Source organism: Terrihalobacillus insolitus (assembly GCF_028416575.1).
GTDB classification, from domain to species: domain Bacteria; phylum Bacillota; class Bacilli; order Bacillales; family Amphibacillaceae; genus Terrihalobacillus; species Terrihalobacillus insolitus.
Window position 1 is genome coordinate 160846 of the sequence record NZ_JAMQKB010000006.1, and the last position, 17786, is coordinate 178631.

The 17786-nt window shown below is 39.1% G+C and carries 17 protein-coding genes and 1 pseudogene; 5 read left to right on the top strand and 13 right to left on the bottom strand.

Annotated elements, in window-relative coordinates; translation table 11 throughout:
* Positions 1 to 22: 22 nt before the first annotated feature.
* The 12 genes from NC797_RS08430 to NC797_RS08485 form a co-directional block, all read right to left on the bottom strand.
* Positions 23 to 865, bottom strand: coding sequence for a MurR/RpiR family transcriptional regulator (locus tag NC797_RS08430; RefSeq protein ID WP_272436337.1), 843 nt, complete (start codon positions 863 to 865; stop codon positions 23 to 25).
* 66 nt (positions 866 to 931) lie between these two features.
* Positions 932 to 1741 carry an MBL fold metallo-hydrolase gene (locus tag NC797_RS08435; RefSeq protein WP_272436338.1) on the bottom strand — a complete coding sequence of 270 codons (810 nt, stop codon included), beginning with the start codon at positions 1739 to 1741 and terminating at the stop codon, positions 932 to 934.
* Between the two features lie 24 nt (positions 1742 to 1765).
* A complete protein-coding gene (locus tag NC797_RS08440) occupies positions 1766 to 2860 on the bottom strand; it encodes an SGNH/GDSL hydrolase family protein (protein WP_272436339.1) in 1095 nt (364 codons plus the stop codon).
* A gap of 48 nt (positions 2861 to 2908) precedes the next feature.
* Positions 2909 to 3610, bottom strand: coding sequence for an N-acetylmannosamine-6-phosphate 2-epimerase (locus NC797_RS08445; protein WP_272436340.1), 702 nt, complete (start codon positions 3608 to 3610; stop codon positions 2909 to 2911).
* Between the two features lie 44 nt (positions 3611 to 3654).
* Complete coding sequence (locus NC797_RS08450) at positions 3655 to 4293, bottom strand: YesL family protein (RefSeq protein WP_272436341.1); 639 nt, start codon at positions 4291 to 4293, stop codon at positions 3655 to 3657.
* Between the two features lie 19 nt (positions 4294 to 4312).
* Positions 4313 to 5194 carry a carbohydrate ABC transporter permease gene (locus NC797_RS08455; protein WP_272436342.1) on the bottom strand — a complete coding sequence of 294 codons (882 nt, stop codon included), beginning with the start codon at positions 5192 to 5194 and terminating at the stop codon, positions 4313 to 4315.
* A gap of 20 nt (positions 5195 to 5214) precedes the next feature.
* On the bottom strand, positions 5215 to 6069 hold the full coding sequence (locus NC797_RS08460) for a carbohydrate ABC transporter permease (protein ID WP_272436343.1): 855 nt from the start codon (positions 6067 to 6069) through the stop codon (positions 5215 to 5217).
* Between the two features lie 65 nt (positions 6070 to 6134).
* Positions 6135 to 7487, bottom strand: coding sequence for an ABC transporter substrate-binding protein (locus NC797_RS08465; protein WP_272436357.1), 1353 nt, complete (start codon positions 7485 to 7487; stop codon positions 6135 to 6137).
* Positions 7488 to 7687: 200 nt separating this feature from the next.
* Positions 7688 to 9235, bottom strand: coding sequence for an FAD-dependent oxidoreductase (locus NC797_RS08470; RefSeq protein WP_272436344.1), 1548 nt, complete (start codon positions 9233 to 9235; stop codon positions 7688 to 7690).
* 20 nt (positions 9236 to 9255) lie between these two features.
* On the bottom strand, positions 9256 to 10755 hold the full coding sequence (locus tag NC797_RS08475; protein WP_272436345.1) for a DUF4127 family protein: 1500 nt from the start codon (positions 10753 to 10755) through the stop codon (positions 9256 to 9258).
* 24 nt (positions 10756 to 10779) lie between these two features.
* Positions 10780 to 11979, bottom strand: coding sequence for an alpha amylase family protein (locus NC797_RS08480; RefSeq protein ID WP_272436346.1), 1200 nt, complete (start codon positions 11977 to 11979; stop codon positions 10780 to 10782).
* A gap of 29 nt (positions 11980 to 12008) precedes the next feature.
* Positions 12009 to 12971: an ROK family protein gene (locus NC797_RS08485; protein WP_272436347.1), complete on the bottom strand. Its 963-nt coding sequence runs from the start codon at positions 12969 to 12971 to the stop codon at positions 12009 to 12011.
* A 438-nt stretch (positions 12972 to 13409) separates the two neighbouring features.
* Between NC797_RS08485 and NC797_RS08490 the strand changes: the two genes are divergently transcribed.
* The 4 genes from NC797_RS08490 (at position 13410) to NC797_RS08505 (ending at position 16530) form a co-directional block, all read left to right on the top strand.
* On the top strand, positions 13410 to 14492 hold the full coding sequence (locus tag NC797_RS08490; protein ID WP_272436348.1) for a hypothetical protein: 1083 nt from the start codon (positions 13410 to 13412) through the stop codon (positions 14490 to 14492).
* A gap of 646 nt (positions 14493 to 15138) precedes the next feature.
* Positions 15139 to 15576, top strand: coding sequence for a hypothetical protein (locus NC797_RS08495; protein WP_272436349.1), 438 nt, complete (start codon positions 15139 to 15141; stop codon positions 15574 to 15576).
* The gene (gene istB / locus NC797_RS08500; protein WP_272436350.1) at positions 15573 to 16322 is read left to right on the top strand and encodes an IS21-like element helper ATPase IstB; all 750 of its coding nucleotides are present in this window, start codon (positions 15573 to 15575) and stop codon (positions 16320 to 16322) included. The genes NC797_RS08495 and istB overlap by 4 nt, the downstream gene beginning before the upstream one ends.
* Before the next feature lie 7 nt (positions 16323 to 16329).
* Positions 16330 to 16530: a hypothetical protein gene (locus NC797_RS08505; protein WP_272436351.1), complete on the top strand. Its 201-nt coding sequence runs from the start codon at positions 16330 to 16332 to the stop codon at positions 16528 to 16530.
* A gap of 167 nt (positions 16531 to 16697) precedes the next feature.
* Here NC797_RS08505 and NC797_RS08510 read toward each other — a convergent pair whose 3' ends face one another.
* Positions 16698 to 16997: a hypothetical protein gene (locus tag NC797_RS08510; protein WP_272436352.1), complete on the bottom strand. Its 300-nt coding sequence runs from the start codon at positions 16995 to 16997 to the stop codon at positions 16698 to 16700.
* A 112-nt stretch (positions 16998 to 17109) separates the two neighbouring features.
* Between NC797_RS08510 and NC797_RS18525 the strand changes: the two are divergent.
* Positions 17110 to 17329, top strand: a pseudogene (locus NC797_RS18525) (IS4 family transposase); the annotation flags it as partial.
* Between the last annotated feature and the right edge of the window lie 457 nt (positions 17330 to 17786).

Consider the following 17786-nt stretch of genomic DNA (forward strand, 5'->3'; position numbering starts at 1 on the left):
CTAATACCATCCATTAATTGAATTAGTAGATTTTGTCTACCACTGCACTTGCCGTTTTTCTCTTCATATCTATAGAACTGTCTTTGTTGAGCAAGGCCATACCCGTGCAAAGTAAGTCAATCACAAATAGCTGTGACATTTTTGCAGTTAACGACCCACCTTCAAGTGGGGATTCTTTCCCTCCCCCGTTTAGTACAATATTAGCAAGTTGGGTAATCGGTGAACGGGAATAGTAAGTAATTGCGATGATTTTAGCACCATTCTCTTTGGCAATTTCTAAGGAACGAACAGTATCCCTTGTACTTCCTGAGACACTTATTCCAACAACGACATCGCCCTCGGACAATGTTGCTGCTGTCATAGCCTGCAAATGGGAATCCGTAATCGACTCCGTTCTTCTGCCTATTCGTAAAAATCGACTTTTAGCATCAAGTGCTGTTAATCCAGATGTTCCAACGCCAAAAAAGTGAATCGAATTGGCATCTTCTAGCAATCTTACTGCGCTGTTTAAATCCGACTCGCTAATCATTGATGCAGTATGCTTTATTGCTTGGATTGTATTGGTCGAAATGGACTGAATCAAGTTCGGTGATTCAGGTTCATCTGACTCCTGTTCGTTCGGGACATTCTGCGCGATAGACAGTTTAAACTCTTGATATCCCTTAAAACCAATTTTCTTACAAAAGCGAAGAACAGTTGTTTCCCCAACACCGACTTCATCTGCCAAATCTGTCACGGAATAATACATGACTTGATCAAGATTTTCTAACACAAAATCAGCTACTTTTTGTGCCGATTTCGTCAAGGATGGGTAGTAGCTGTTGATAATGCCTTTAATTGGTTTTTTTGTTTGTGTCGCTACCATAAGTATATCTCCTTCTAAAATTGATAATTCTCATTTCGTTTCCTCCGTCCTTCTGAGTATGAAAGGCTAGATGTCTATTTTCATGCCATCATAAGCAACATCAATACCATGTGGGTGTAAAAGCGCTTCTAAATCTTTATGTGTTAACCCTATATTATGCGAAAAATGTGTCGCAATAATTCTCGTATCTTGATGGATATTCCTATTTTTTTCAAAGGTTTCTTTCAACTGTTTTACAGCAGCAATATTCATGTGATTCTTCCTGCTGTCAATTAAACCATTTGTACAATCTAGGATCATTACATCCATCGTTTTGTCGGACAGCCAGTCGAAGGTCTCATTCGGAAACCATCCAGTATCATGACCATACAGACAACTTTTTCCATTCTTTTCTATAAAATAAATGTAGCTGTTCTCATCTGGTTTATGGTCTGCTTTTAACGGCGTTACCTGGGCTTTTCCCACTTTATACGTCTGAAACGGCTTGAATTCTTGAATGGTAAATGCTTGTAATGTATGGTTTAATACCTTTTTGCAAGTGCTGACGACGCTTTCATTGCCAGAAATTGATAAAGGATATTCAATTCCATGGGCGTATATCTCACTTCGCATCTTAATATCTTCAGGAAAAAAATGATCATGATGGGTATGCGTGATAATTAGGTGCTGAAATGTAGAAATTTCCATTCCTTCTATTAGTATATGCATAAAAGTATCCGGAGGAAAGTCTATCTTAAGCTCACGATCTATGATTGCGGAAGTGCGCGTTCTGATATTTTTACCTCCTAATTTTCTAGCACGTTCACAATGCTCACACTGGCAAAAAAGTGCTGGAATCCCTTCAGCAGCTGCTGTTCCTAGCAATCTAATTTCCATTCACACACCTCATTTTCGTAATAATCAATTAGTCAGAATCTGCTTTAATATTGGGGTAAGGCTGTCCGCAATCCGCATAAACCCTAAATCATTCGGATGCACACCATCAACTGTACCTTCATTCGAAACATCCCCTAGCAGGTTTGTTCCCTCATGGAAAAAAATAGCCCAATCCCCTTTGCGTTTTCTCTTATCGACCAATTCCCGTTGAAATTCTAGCCTATCTATCCTGTCGTTGTACACTTGTTCATCAATAAGCTCAGCTGCATATGGAAATTTTGATACGAGTAAAATGGGTACTATAGGATGAACCTGCCGATACAACTTGATAAATCGTGGTAGTGTCTCTTTATACAATGCAGTACTCACACAATTGGGCTCATAATCTAACACTAAACAAGCCGGATCGAAAATCTCACTTATTAATTTTGCCATATTTGCTTCCCCTTTACCGTTACCAGAAAAGCCTAGATTAATAAATTCTTGATTAAACCGGCGGCTTAAGATATTCGTGTATGCCAAACCAGGTCTCGAGGCACAACCGCCCTGTGTAATTGATGTTCCATAAAAGATAATTTTCTTTGAACTTTCATAGGGGGCCGCAGATGTAATCTGTGCGTTATCATCGAGCCCGATGTACACTTCCTCTACCCCTTGATAAAGCGGAAAATGTAAGGTGATTGTTATAGGGTCAGTATTTTCCCGTTCTAGTAAAGTGACAGTATACATTTTTTCTGTGTGATCAAATTGTGTTACTCTATAAAACTCATGGTTAGGGAAATCGCCAATATAACAATCAAAACCACACTGTCCTGTAGGTGGCATATTATACATATTAGCTGCATCTGCCAGCTTCACTTTAATGGAAAGTGTAGTGGAATTTGTTTGGAACCTAATTTGCCCACCAGCAGTACAATTAGCTAATTGGTTCACTGCTTCCGGGATTTCGATACCTGGATTTTTCTTTAGTCTACGATAAATCTGGTCTTCTTCCATCCATGGAAACCCACTTAGCGTAAATGGTTTCGACCTCGGATCATACCATTTATACTGCTCCTCCTGATTCATTTCATCAATCGTCATGTTTCCATCTAATTTGCTTGGCTGTTCTCCCTTCAACTCAACCCCTCCTTCCGCACAGGCATTATAAATGGCAGAAAAAACACCTTATGCTTTAAGTGATTTTTCATTGATCCCCTCTACAAATGCCTTTGTAATAAGTTGTGGCCTTGTAATTGCTGTACCAACAATTACCGCATGCGCACCCTTTTCCAGCATTTGTTTGGCTTCTTGTGGAGTATTTATTCTTCCTTCCGCAAACACAGGACAACGGGTCTGTTTTGTTAACTCTTCAACCAGTTTAAAATCTGGCTTCGTTCGACCTGTATTCGTATACTCCGTGTATCCAGAAAGTGTGGTAGACACACAATCCACTCCTAAATCAAGCGCATCTAACCCTTCATCTATGGTTGATATGTCAGCTAACACTAAGGTATTATGGTTCTGTATATACGGAATCAAATCTTGAAGTTTTTCTCCATTCGGTCGCTTTCTTTTTGTACAATCCAAGGCAATCACGTTTACGCCCGCTTTTAGCAAAGCATCTATTTCCCTCTTCGTTGGCGTAATGTAAACACTACTATTCTCGTACCTTCGCTTGATCAAACCGATGATCGGCAGCTTTGTCACTTTTCTTATAGCAACAATATCTTCGTACCCATTTGAGCGAATCCCTTCCGCTCCACCTTGTTCAGCTGCCAACGCCATTTTAGCCATCATCTCTGCTCCGTGAAAGGGTTCGCCTTCAAGAGCTTGACACGATACAATCAACTTTCCTTTAAGTTTACCTAATATTTTTGAATTATCCATCTGCTTCACCACTATTTCTTTAAGTATCTTTGTTTAAGGTAACGCTAATCAATCACACGATTCAGCTTCTTATACCTCACTTCAACTTTATGTCTAATAATCTGATTCAGGCATGTTACCCACATCATAATCCCCCCGCCTGTTAAAAAGAAAAACGTGGCAGGAAATCGATAACTAACTAGTAAAATACCGATAATCCCTAAAATAGTTACCCCAGTCAAGTGGAGAAAGGAGACTCCCGTAAAAAATGAATGTTTACATGTAGCTTTGATTCCTTGATCGGATCGGACGAGGGTCGGAAATACATTCACCGATAAAATAAGTAACCCTACAAGTATGATTGTTAATAAACCAAAGGTTACATACTGAATAGTTATATTTTCGATGCGCCCAAAAAACCTAAAATCCACCATGATAATCGTATACAAAATACTAAGAATGAACCCAATAAGCTGGGATTTCCAATAGTAATCCTTAAATGCCTTCCAGAACGTTTTCCCAATCGCAATATGAACATTCCCTTTAACCCATTGATCGGTAACAGCGAATGCTGCGACTGTTGCTGGGAAAAAGCTAAAAAGCAGAACTCCAACCATACACGATAGAAGCCATAATACATTTAATTTAACAATACGCATAAACCACTCAAACACCATGAAAATTACTGCTGTAAATGAGCCCATCTCATCACACCCTCTTGTTTTAGCCTTTGACTGAACTAGAGTAAGCTGCTTCGATAAAGAACCGTTGGAATATAATGAACACAATCATTACCGGTAATAATGCAATGATGGCGCCTGCAGCAATTAATCTAGTGTTTGCAGAAAATGCCCCTTGCAACTGATAGAGACCTAGTGTAATCGGATAACTATTCGGGTCATCAAGCACTAATAAAGGCCATAAGAAGTTATTCCACGATGCAATGAAGGAAAGGATAGCAAGTACACCCAGCATCGGTCTTAACATCGGGAATAACAGCCTCCAGAATATTTGCCATACATTTGCTCCATCGATAATAGCAGATTCCTCTATTTCTTTCGGAATTTCAATAAATCCCTGACGCATTAGGAAGATTCCAAATGCAGTAATGGCTCCCGGTACTATAACACCTGCGTATGATCCCATTAATCCAAGTTTATCAATAACTAAATAAACCGGGATCATGGTTACCTCATTTGGAATCATCATCGTAGCTATGATCATCATAAAGATTAAATTTTTTCCCTTAAAATTCATTCTCGCTAACGGAAATGCTGCTAAAGAACAAAATATTAAGGGGAGTACGACACCAAAGAACGTTAAAATTAACGTATTTAACAGGTACATTGGTATTGGCAACGAGTTCCAAACCTGTACGAAGTTACTAAAGGTAATATCTGTAGGAATTAATTGAGGTGGAACCGAAAAAATGGTATCTTTCTCTCCTTTTAAGGAAGTTGACATTGTCCACAAGAAGGGAATAATCGTAATACAAGTTACAATAAGAAGAAGGAGGTAAGTACCACCGGCTCTTAAGAGTTTCTTTTTACCATATCCATCTTTATTACTCATCTTTATGTTATTTTCAATAGCAGTCTGTGCCATTTTTCTTCCCCTCCTTTTCATTATCTAGGGTTTTGATCCAGGAATTTTTGGTTTATAAAGGTAATTATTAATATAACAATAAATAAAATAAATGAAATAGCACTAGCATATCCCATATTTAATTCTGTAAATGCCTCTTGGAAAACAAGTAGTACGGCTGTTGTCGAAGCACGTAATGGTCCACCAGAAGTCATCGTCAGCATAAGCGTAAATTCTTTAAATGCCCCCATTGTTGATATGACTGTAACAAAGAAGATCATCGGCTTTATTAAAGGAACTGTAACGTATATGTGTTTCTGCCAAAAACTCCCTCCATCTAGTTCACAGGCTTCATATAGTTCCTTTGGTACACCCTGTAATGCCGCCAAGTAAAATAACATATAATAACCAAACCCCTGCCATACAGTAACAAATGCCAGAGCAAGCATTACAGTGGATGGATTAATCAACCAACCAATTTCACCTATACCCAAAAAAGATAAAAAATAATTGATAATTCCCTGTTTAGCAAACATCCATTTCCATAGGATTGCCGTAACGACTACCGAAACAAGTACCGGGAAATAGAAAATCAGTCTAAACATGCTAATCCCTCTTAGTTTCTGATTAACCAGTACAGCTATTAAAATAGGAAAAACTACTAATACAGGTGTGACGAGTAACCAGTAGTAAACCGTATTAAACAACGCTTTTCTAAACTCACTGTCTTGAAATGCTTGAATATAATTATTTAATCCTACCCATTCAACCGGATCAAACACATTATAATTGGTAAAACTCAAACCCAAAGCTGCAATGCTCGGTATGAATGTAAACAGAAGTAACAGCAATAGGGGAATCGATAAAAATGACCAAGCATGTCTTGCTTTATACATATTTGAACCTCCTAATAAGAAGATGGGTCCCCTCAAACGGGGACCCTTTGATAACCCTAACAAGGCTATTCCGCCAGTAAAGAATTCACTTCTTGTTCTGCTTGTGTTAGTGCATCTGCCGGATCAACATCTTGTAAAAGTACCCTTTGGAAAGCTTGGTGGATCGCTTCATAAATACCTGATACACTTTCTACAGGAGGAATCATATTCTCAGCAGTATCCAAAGCTTGTGCAGCATAGAATTTGCCTCTTTCTGTAGCATCTTCTGAGTCCTCCCCTTCAGCAAAGAACGGATCCTCAATAGCTTCTTTAACTGGTGGAAGTACTGCTGCTTCTTTTGCAAAAGCTAACTGATTGTCTGCATTAGTAACGAACTTAGCAAAAGCAACTGCAGCATCTTTCGATTTACTAGTGGAAGAGACTGCTATATTCATAGGGTTTGCATGCTGTTTTCCTGCTGTTCCTTCTAACGGTGGGCCAGCTAAAGATTTTTCATAAACATCTGGTGAAAGGTCTTTTACTTGACGGAACAACTGAGGCCCTGTATACCACCAAGCAACTTTTTCTTGTGCGTATAATTCTGCCATAGATACTTGATTAAGTAAGATATCAATGTCGTACAATCCTTCATCATAATACTCTTTGTACTTTGTCCATAATTCAACTGCTTCAGGTGTATTAAAAGCTGCTTTCGTGTTATCTTCGTTTAGGAATGGGATGCCATTCTTCGGGAATTGGAAGTGCATTTCTGGCATGATTACTTCCCCATATGCACCTGTTTTTTCGAGAATAGTTGGGGACATTTCCCAAGCTTCCTCAAAGGTTGCAGGCGGTGCATCATATCCTGCTTTTTCTAAAAGTTCCGGATTGTAAATCAACCCACTTGTCGTTGTATACCAAGGAAGCGCATATACACTGCCGTTCACAGAGCCAGCTTCCCAAATACCTTCAAAAAATGTATCTTTTACATCAGCTGCAGCTTCGTCCATGTTAACAAGTGCTCCCTTTGCACCAGCTTTTTTAACGAAGTCTGTGTTAAGGTTCATTACATCTGGAAGGTCTCCACTTGCTGCTTTGGTAAGCACTAGCTGCTCAACTTGATCGTAAGGAACATCATTGATCTTCACCGTTACACCTGGATGTTCACTTTCAAATGACTCTTTCAAACCATTTAGGTAGTCCTCAAATGCTGGGAGCAACGAAATCGTCATAAATTCTACTTCGCCAGATAACTCATCAGAAGAACCACTGGTATCCGCTGTATCACCTGTATTATCCCCTGTGTTATCTGTGTTTTCCTCATTAGTAGTAGTATCTTCTGTGTCTCCCGCGCTGGTTTCATCTCCGTCTGAACATGCTGTAAAAGTAATTAACATCATTCCCAAAACTAGCATTAGCAGAAATTTTGCGTTCATCATCTTGTTCACTAATTTTCCTCCATTCAAAATGTTATTGAACTAACCTACGACAACGTATTAGCGGAATAAACCTCCTTTTATTTATATTATGAATGAAACTTTCTCCATGATTATAATATAAGGCGGAACTGCGCGTCAATTAATTATTAGAATATTTTAAATTATTATATTCTGCATAAATCGCAGCAAAGCACATCCCTCTAGTAAGCTTCCATTTCTGGCCAATGGAGAGACACACCCAACTGGATCAATAGCTGTTGAAACTCCTTGACAAGTTGGTTATCTTCATAGAGATCCACCAAATACATTTTCCGATTAATTGCAAAAGACGCCAGTGCGCCTGCAACTTCACCAATATTCCATTCTACCGGATGAAGACGGAAACAACCATTTGTCAACTGGGTACTCCCTATATTCTTACAGGCTGGTATGACATTTTCGACACGAATTGGGATAAAACTACCTAAAGGGATTTCAAATGGGTAGCTTTTCGCATAAAACAATCGATTCGAAACCGTTGTCGGGTGCAAGTCAATACGATAGGACCCGATGCCAACGGAATCATCAAGCCTCTTAATACCAGCTTTCCCACGATACGCTGAATTAATGTCCTGTTCCACTACCGTGTATAATGCTTCAATTCTTCTTGATTCTCGAATATACGGGTGCATCGCAAGTCCATCTTCCGTTCCTGTAATATCAGGTCTCAGTCTCATTTCCGGATAGCCTTTTTTGCCATCTTCACGCGGTGCTTCTGTCTGGAGCCAATATAGTAAAGATAAGCTTAACTGCCTAGCCCCCTGCAAATGCTTTGCTTTGTCTTGTTCATCGACATCGATAATAGATCCTAACCAATAATCATTTTGAGGCCAGTTTATTAAGGTAACGTCTCCACTATAAAAATCTTCCTCATATAAATGTTTATCGATAATTCTTCGGTAGTCCCACAAGCCTAATTGATGTTCATTACCGAATACAGGTAAATATTTAGATTCCCCCGTATGCACATCGGGAACCCATTCACTTAGTTGATCATGGGTCAAAAAAGTTGCTCGATACTGTCTCCAAAAATCGTACTGCTCTGGTTTCTCAATGGTATGGTCCTCACCAGGTACAAAATCCACCGCAAACACGTGGGTGATAGGCTGTACATCCTCTGCGCATGCTTCATCTAATGCATGTGGTTCTCCTGTGTCTTGCTTGGCCTCCGCACCAACCGCGTATTCCACATCTGCAAGTGGCAAAAGATCCCCTAATTCCGTTGCATCGAGAAAATAATCAGCCTCTATAGCCACTTCTTCTCCATCCTTATTGGAAACAATCACTGTTGTGATTTTATTTGCTTGCCACACTGCTCGCCGTGCTTTATGCTCTAATAAAAGTTTGAGGCGACCACTGGATATAAACGGTTGCAGAAAATCCTCCAGCACCTTTAGCGCGACTTTCGGTTCATGAGCAATTCTACTCACCCATGCGTTACCTGGATTTAGGCGTTTGTGTTTGTCTATTAACGGATAATGCTTCTCATAGTAGGCCCTTACCTCGTTTCTGAACGTTCGGTATGTTTCTGTGCAACCAAACTCCTCAATCCATGGGTGTTCATCCGGAGGAACCGCTTGACTCGTTAATTGTCCACCTAACCATGCTGTCTCCTCCGTAAGAATGACAGAATTGCCAAGCTTTGCTGCTGTATACGCTGCCATGCAGCCGCCAATTCCTCCACCAATAATGGCAATATCCGCTTTCATCCACATACTCCCTCCCTTTCTTATTTCAAGGTAATCCCTATCTCAAATGTACGGTTCCATGGAAGATAGATTGATTCTAGTTGAATGTTGGAATCTATTTTACGTACCATTTCAACTGCTCGTGTCATAAATAATTCCTCTACTTTACGCAAAAGCTCCCCCTCCGTAACACTTGGTTCGTCCATCACTTCTCTGACTTCTTGCCTAACTACTGTTTGATATAAATAATCGTCTAATAATCGTAAAACAAGTTGCTTGTTTTTCGCTTTGGAGAAATCATGTCCTTGTTGATTAGCTAAATGTACCAAAGCTGCCTGCGCAATTACCGTTCCTATTGTGTTTCCAGCTGTGTTCCATGCTGCAAATCCGGCTAATTCAGTTAACGAAAACTGTTGCAGGACGTAAGGGATCATCATTGGGTCCGCTCCATTGGCATACGCCACATCCGCAATGGCTACTTGCTTTCGCTTCTTATAATAATAGGAGAGCTTTTTAACCCATTCCCCGATATTTCGGTCATTCGTGTCTATTTCCGATAATTGCTTTCGTAAGGAAACATCTCCTTGCTTTCTTCCTGGAACATTAATGCCTAATACAATATCGGCATCCTCGATACTTTCAACCGTATGACTACCAAATGCATCAATCTGCCCCTTGACGGATTCTTGAAGCGGCCGATCCTCATACAAGGCGATCGCTAATGCGCCACGCTGCCCACTATAAATCGGGTAGAAAGTGGGATAGGTCACGTTTTCGAGCTGATAAATCATATGAGCAACTAGCACGCTGGCGACTTCATCTGCACCTGGATAGATAAAGATGTTTTCTTGTAAGTTTTTCGCAAATAATCGATCTCTTAATTGTTGCTGTTCAATAATATTCAACCCATATTCACTAGTATCATCTTGCGGGAAAACCAAGTGATCCAGCACCCCATCAGCTACATAGTTAATCAAGGACATATTAACGGTAAAATTTCGTTCTCTTGTTTTCAGGTAATCTTCTAAAATAGCATGCGGTATTTTTTCCTTCATACTTTCGACAATGGCTTCATCTTCTTTTAGACCATGCTGCTGGTAACGATGATAATGATAGGAGTATTGCCAAATTTCCTTGCCATATTGATCCCAGTACTCTTTTTCTTCTTGGTTGACGTAGCTATTGGATAATCGCATTGTCGAACTAAATGCCATCATGTCTAGTTGTGGATACTTTCGTTTGATGTCTAAAAATCTATCTAACCTATCCTGAATAGTCGATTGGTCATCTGTATTAATCCGAGAAGGTACCAACCCGCCATAAAGAATCATGTCGATTGAAACAATGACCCCATCTACCTGTGGCGCTATTTCGTCTACCCACTGAAACAAATAGTCATAATCTGCCGGTGTTTTTAAAAACCCTATTTTTTCTTTTGCTGGTAACAGTAATTCCCAACCAGCTAAGCTTGCCAAGTCTTTCGGCAAATCATACGTTACTGGTCTTGCATCTACTGGTATGAGCGCAACTTTTTTAGCCATACGAACCCCCTTAAACCTGATTTGCTACTTTTTCTTTAATTCGTCTGGAAGGTAGCTCCACCACTCGTAATTCTCCAAATAAACGGCATCAAACAGCATAACACCACCTGTTTTTTCTTTACACATGTTGATTGCCTTCACAAATTGTTCCGGATGATCCTGATAATCTTTTAAAAATAAGCTAGCAATCACAGGTGTACTCCCTTTCACCACTTGTAAACTTAGGTTTGCTGCTCCTTCAACACTATACCAATCCGCCGGTCTTCCATTGGTCACCGCCTCTTCCACATAAACCTCTGGGTAATAACAGCCCGTCATAAGAAAATCTAATTCCTCTGCTAAGCCTGATACATGATAGGTGTCGGAAGTCCAATCCAGGTTAGGCTTATACGTTTCACTTGCCCAGTTCACCCCTTCGCTATAATAGAGTGGATACCAGGAACCAACATAATCAGCGAATAATAAATCTGAGTTATACCCCTTGACAATGTTTCGAACGTCATGAACAAATGTCTTTATATTAACCGCTCTCCACTCGGTCCACTTGCCAAAGTGTTTTCCATATTGAATCGCTTTCGTTTCTGATGCAATCCTATAAATATCCTCTGGCCACTTCTCTACTTTTTCCCCAATAAACGATTCAAACTTTTCTCTACTTAAATCACTAAAATCCCCGTATATATTCGGATATCTGCATCGGTCAATGATCAGCCCATCCAATTCATAGGAAGAAATAATTTCCTTTACAATCGCTTGTTCATACACTTGTACTTCTGGATGAATAGGATTTACAAAAATTGTTGCGCTATCTGTATATTCTGCAGCATTAGATTCGGAGGAAACTGCATCATTATAGAAGGTTACCTGCCATTCGTTCTTGTCATAAGCCATGCCATCCCTAGATGAGGTGATCCCTTCGGAGAATACATCCATGTTTGCTAAAACCTTTAAAGTGGTGCCTTTTGTTTTTGCCAAGAACTCAGCTAAGAAGTCTCGGTTCTTCCAGGCATCATACATTCCATCCGACCAACTGCTAATGTGGTAAGCATATTTACTTGGATACGTCGTCTGTCCATATGGCACCTTGGCATCAACAATGAGATGGGTGACCCCTGAATCCAAGGCATTCTGTATCAATTTTTCTTGTTCTTGTTCATCTGCGAGTCTTTCTCCATTCGCAAGAAAATCTACCCATAGTATATTCGTATTTTCGGGTACGATCATTTCCTGTTCTCCCCTTCCATTTGTTTGTATTACATCCATACTTGCAAGGCAGCGCCAATTAATCCAGTATCCTCGCCTAAAGATGAAGATCTAATTGTAACTGGTTGTACCAATGATGCCATCCCCAGTTTGCTTACTCTTTTCTGTACGGCGGGGACCAGGTCACGATTACCATCAATTAAACCTCCACCCAAAATGATAGCTGTCGGATTAAACGTATGAATCATATTCATCATTCCATAGGCAAGTGCCTGCAACGCCTCTTCTGCAACCTCCGTTGCAATGGATGCACCTAGCTCTTTCCACTCGAAAACGTCCTTGCTCGTAATCGAACGCTGATTTTTCCGATACAGCGCAACTTCCCAATCTGCCAACGAGTCATTATTTTGGAGCCTTTCTCTCATCCGATTGGCTATTCCTGTTCCGGAAGCATATGTTTCCAGGCATCCTCGAGAACCACAATTACACGAGGGTCCATACATATTTACAGACATATGACCTAATTCTGCAGCACCTCCCCACTCTCCACGCAACATAGATCCTTCAGCGATGACACCGCCACCAATGCCTGTGCCCAACGTCAGACAAACAAGATTTTCAATTCCTCTTGCTGATCCAAGCTGGTACTCTGCAATGGTGAACGTGTTCACGTCATTGTCAAGGAATATTGGAAGTGTTGTAAACTGTTTAAGGTAGTCACAAACCTCTACATGATACCAACCATGAATATTATCTGTTCCAGATAGAATGATCCCTTCGTTAAAGTTTATTTGCCCCGCAGATCCAACACCGATTCCGACTAATCGAATATTCTCTTTTTCTACCAACTGATGAAATTCGATGACCAGATTCGCTAATACTTGTAAGACCCTTTCCTTTGACTCACTAGGAGTTTCACAGATTCTTTTATGTATGATGTTACCCTGTCTGTCCACGATTGCCCCAGCAATTTTTGTACCACCTATGTCAATACCAATACTGTAATCTCGCATCATTACCACTCCAAAGTTAGGATAAACAAGGAAAATAAATTTATTTGTTTATAAATTGGTGAATATTTTCTTCAATTTAACAATAAAATAATCTAAATATTAAGTCAAGTCAAAAACTAGGCACTTTTTACTTAAATCTATGCACAGGTTAGTGGATTATTCTTCCTGTTTTTAAATATAAAAAGGATATATTCTTTACAACTTCCAGTAGGTGTGTTAGCATATTTTTTAAGACTTCTAATCTCGTAGTTTTTTCCTCAATATCAGGCATTCCTTAACATCTTATGAACAAATAGACAGTTGCCTAGTTATTGCATTGGTCACCACACCTAGATGTAATCACTGGATAAACCTAGTACTATATTGATGGCTGAACACCCATTTGGGTTTTAGCATATAGTTTCATAATTTTCATAATATAAAAAGGAGTGAAAGCAATTGAAGAAAAAGTTAACCCTAAGTTTTTTTCTGTCCCTACTTCTACTGTTTCTCATCCCATTCACATCTTTTGCCGCAGAAAAAACAACTGTACCAATTGAGGACCTTAAACCTGCTGTACATCTAGAAAAACCAACCTTACAGCCTACTGGTGGCACATTGATCTTAAGTGACTCCCCTGAGACCTACAAAGAAGACGGTGCTTTTTACCGTGACAGTGTCACTGGAGAATTCCGCATTTTTTGGCATCATCAGAACCGCAGCGGTGAAACAAGAACAGTTGCTGTAGCGATTACCAACACGAGCGATCAGACAGTTCAATTATTTGATAAAGGACAGGGGGTAACCGCAGACTACTACCCTGACGTTGCAGGAAAACAAGCTTTAGTAGCATTCTTGGAAAATAAGAGTGAGAAAAAGTATGTTACTACATTAGATCCTGGTGAAAGCTATTTCCTCGAAACATCTGCTGAAGATCTATATACAGTTAGTGGTATCGCCCAATTCGTTGTGTACAATAAGCATGGCAATGATAAGGGTACCGTTACTGTAACAACACTTAACTACTTAAATGAAAAGCCAGAAAATCCGCTTGACGTTCCAGTTTTACCAGGTGATACACATACGAGAGGTACCTTCCCTCACTTTGAAAGAACTGGAACACTTAATTATGACACCGAGTTAGGTAATGCATATATTCGTCTTTCTTCCGCTGCTTCGGGGCAATGGAGTGACAAGCTTCCTGGTGAGTATGAAGCTGGTGTAAGTGCAGTTGATAATAATGAACCTGTTATTAACAACGGAAACTACGGTGTGACATACAATCTTGATATTAAGATTGCGAACAGTTTAAGTTCTCCACAGTTAATTGATGTGTATGACAATCCATCGGGTGGATTCGGACGTTATGTCATGTCATGGAATGGACACGTCAGTACTTCTGGCTACTTATCTTATTTAAATGCGTGGAAATTTGCGGATCTGAACGTTGGTGCTAATGGAAATGACTATAATTTTGTGACTAGCCTTCCTGGCGGAGCATCAGGTCCATCTGTTATTTATTTCGTGCCGTCGTCGAATTAAAATTTATTGAAAAAAACTGATGTTTAAGAGACGGTTTCTAGCTGTCTCTTTGACATCGGTTTGCTAAATGTAAATTATATTCTTCCAATACTTTCCTCTTGATCTTCCAAGTAACGATGTAATCTCATGACTTTTAATGGTTGCAAATTTATTTTTCCTACAAGGTTATACAAAATTATAAAAAATTTAACCTGTCCTTTCGAAATGGAAAAAACAGCACATTTCGCATTTTCCTAGTTGCAACATTAACAGCTGTTGTAGCTGTTATCGCACTTGTCACTAATAGAAAAAAGAAGTAACCCCCTCCGCTCTGGACCAGTGGATAAGGACGTACTTTTTTAGGTTAAATAAATATAACATTCATAGTCTTTTTTGATATTACTGTAAAGTAGACAGTCTCAACGTACAGTCCTGTTTATAATCAAGGGCGAAGCACAAAACAAACTATTGGAACTTCACCCAATATAAGCCCAGCACCAGTAATGAATATTGCCATGACTGAGTGACATCCGTGCCATAGTTTTGGGACACTAGGGAAATCGAAGAGCCACAAGAAAAAATGTGTTCTGCATGTAATTAGAGGTATCAGTTTGTCACTTTACAAAGAGCCTCTACGGGCATGGATTCCTAGTTTGAAGGCCACCATATGAGAATTGCCTCTCATAAACGATTATATGGGAAATTTGGACAAACCACCACGATTCACAACCATATGCCAGATAATCACAAATTATTCGTTGATCAAACCCCAGAAGCTGCGATTGAATGGGCAGAAAATATCGGAGAATCAACATTAAGCGTAATTCGATATCTTCTAGATACTTCACAGACAGAGAAGCTAGCCCTACAGTCCATATTTTCTTTGAAAAAGTTTGAGCGTCGTTACACAAAATATGAAATTGAACGTGCTTGTAAAATGGTGCTCTCAATGACTAAAAGACCAACGGTCAAAAGTATTCAAACGCTATTAAAGACCAACAAAAAAAATGATGCCGAGCAAGAATTGAAATGGAAAACAAAGATCAACAAAAACAAGCATGGCATTACACGTGGAGCTTCTTACTATGGGGAAACGGATAAATGATGAATGAACAAACATTAACTAAATTAATCGAAATGAAATTAAGTGGGATGGCAGAAGCCTATAAGGAACAAGCTTCGAATAAAGAATTTCAAAAAATGTCTTTTGAAGATCGATTAAGTTTACTTGTCGATTTAGAACATGCCCGCCGAAAGAGTAATAAGCTTCAACGGTTAATCAAAACTGCGACTTTCCTTAACTCCAATGCATGTATTGAAGACCTGGAGTATCATGAGGATCGACGATTAAATAAAGAGCTGATTTTGAAGTTGGCTAGTTGCACTTATATCCTTGATAGTCATAATATTATATTAAAAGGACCTACTGGTTCAGGAAAGTCTTTCTTAGCTACTGCCTTCGGAGTGTCTGCTTGTCGACAATTTTTTAACGTCAAATACATTCGTTTACCAGAATTACTGGATGAACTATCACTCGCTAAATTGGCAGCCGACGGCAGCTATCGGAAAAGCATAAAAAAATATACGAAAGTAGACCTCCTTATCCTAGATGAATGGCTCTTAACAGATTTAACAACGGATGAAGCCGCAATACTTTTGGAGATTACAGAAGCTCGTCATAAGGTTGACTCCACTATTTTCTGTTCACAGATTGATCCTAGTGGATGGCATTTAAAATTAGGAAATGAAACAATTGCGGAAGCAATATTAGATCGCATTATTCATGACTCCTATCAAATTCTACTAGACGGAGAAGTTTCTATGCGTGAGCGTCATGGGTTAGGCAGGTAACCATAATATGACCACATTGACTAAAAAAGAGATTCAGAAAATTGAAGAATACTATTATTGGGTGGGTTATAAAAGCTGGGTCCCTTTCCCAGAGGAACTAAGCAAAAAGCTTTTAGAGGTATATGGAGAGGAACCTGTTCCTTATAGCTGGACTGAGCAAGATATTTATGAAGGATCTAGAAAGATAATCTTTGATTACTTCAATTAACCACCACTCTAAGTAATCAATCGATAATAAAAGCCCTACCAGATTCCTAGAATGTTAATCTGTAGGGCTTTTTTATCCATTGGTAAATGTTTTGGCGTAGCCTGGTAAATTCCTTGGCGGACAGTGGTAAAAAAGATGGCAAGGGTGGTAAAATCTCTTGGCTGTAATCATTCAAACAGCTGATGCTTACATATCTGACCACGAGGGTCTTCATTATGAATGTCAAAATTCATAATCATTGTAATATGCGATTTAAATGGGAAGCGATATTGTTTTGTAGAATTATTCTTACTTACACGATAAAGATAGTAATCTTCATATGAATCAAATTTAACATCAGTATTCAATATTTTTTTTATTTCAACTTCAACACTTTGGATGTAAGACGAACTATACGGATAATCACCTTCTTTCATATAATTAATAAGTTTTTGATAGCCTTCTTTAAGATTGATTAGATCTAACATATATAATTACCTCCTTAAAATAATCATATGTGTTACAAAATAAAATCCAAACCTTTTTCATTAAAATCCTAGTGAAATCAGTAGGTTTCATGAAAAGGTTTGGATAAGGGATATCGAATGTTTTTTCAAGGTCGCCAAATCCCATCTTCGTTTGGCGAAAGAATGCCAGTCACGCCATTACGATGCGCTCGTTTCCCATACTACGATTGTCTTCACACGCTATATCATGCTTGCGCTAAGTTCCTGGGAAGAGAAGGATCCAAAAACGATTAGACAGCTCTTTTATTTGTGCTGCGATGAAATGGAAGATATTCGGTTTGCTCAGGCACTCATGATGGTCATAGACGTGTTAAAATCAACGCTTTCAAAGGAACCGGTGCTTTCAGAAGAAAAAGTCCAATCCATAATCGATGAGCTATTTGATAGTCTTCCTCAATTTTTAAAGAGGACATTTCTTGATGATGACGAATTTAAGGCGCAAGCAGCATAATTGATTTAATTTGAATCAAGGTATATCAAGGGTCAAGCGGTTATTTCAGGGTGAGAAAGTTGAGTAATTATTTAAAAAGATATTATCAGCTAACTCCGAAGGTTGGACACCCTTTGTCATAAAAAGCCTTATTAGCTTATTTATTTTATTTTCGATTAATAAAACCTTATCCCCCGAGTTTGGTGACATAAATTTCCAATCCCTTTATTGTCAAGGGTTTAAAGAGTTATTGTGATTTTTGTAGTCCTAACAAAATTGTTAAAATAATATGATTAACCCTTGATATATAGGGTATTTGG

Bases quoted from the DNA above. Each gene is read 5' to 3' on its own strand.
- NC797_RS08480 (WP_272436346.1), bottom strand. From the start codon at position 11,979: ATGATCGTACCCGAAAATACGAATATACTATGGGTAGATTTTCTTGCG.
- NC797_RS08460 (WP_272436343.1), bottom strand. From the start codon at position 6,069: ATGTATAAAGCAAGACATGCTTGGTCATTTTTATCGATTCCCCTATTG.
- NC797_RS08475 (WP_272436345.1), bottom strand. From the start codon at position 10,755: ATGGCTAAAAAAGTTGCGCTCATACCAGTAGATGCAAGACCAGTAACG.
- NC797_RS08485 (WP_272436347.1), bottom strand. From the start codon at position 12,971: ATGCGAGATTACAGTATTGGTATTGACATAGGTGGTACAAAAATTGCT.
- NC797_RS08450 (WP_272436341.1), bottom strand. From the start codon at position 4,293: ATGGGCTCATTTACAGCAGTAATTTTCATGGTGTTTGAGTGGTTTATG.
- NC797_RS08435 (WP_272436338.1), bottom strand. From the start codon at position 1,741: ATGGAAATTAGATTGCTAGGAACAGCAGCTGCTGAAGGGATTCCAGCA.
- NC797_RS08455 (WP_272436342.1), bottom strand. From the start codon at position 5,194: ATGGCACAGACTGCTATTGAAAATAACATAAAGATGAGTAATAAAGAT.
- NC797_RS08430 (WP_272436337.1), bottom strand. From the start codon at position 865: ATGGTAGCGACACAAACAAAAAAACCAATTAAAGGCATTATCAACAGC.
- NC797_RS08445 (WP_272436340.1), bottom strand. From the start codon at position 3,610: ATGGATAATTCAAAAATATTAGGTAAACTTAAAGGAAAGTTGATTGTA.
- NC797_RS08465 (WP_272436357.1), bottom strand. From the start codon at position 7,487: ATGATGAACGCAAAATTTCTGCTAATGCTAGTTTTGGGAATGATGTTA.
- istB (WP_272436350.1), top strand. From the start codon at position 15,573: ATGATGAATGAACAAACATTAACTAAATTAATCGAAATGAAATTAAGT.
- NC797_RS08510 (WP_272436352.1), bottom strand. From the start codon at position 16,997: ATGTTAGATCTAATCAATCTTAAAGAAGGCTATCAAAAACTTATTAAT.
- NC797_RS08505 (WP_272436351.1), top strand. From the start codon at position 16,330: ATGACCACATTGACTAAAAAAGAGATTCAGAAAATTGAAGAATACTAT.
- NC797_RS08495 (WP_272436349.1), top strand. From the start codon at position 15,139: ATGAGAATTGCCTCTCATAAACGATTATATGGGAAATTTGGACAAACC.
- NC797_RS08470 (WP_272436344.1), bottom strand. From the start codon at position 9,235: ATGAAAGCGGATATTGCCATTATTGGTGGAGGAATTGGCGGCTGCATG.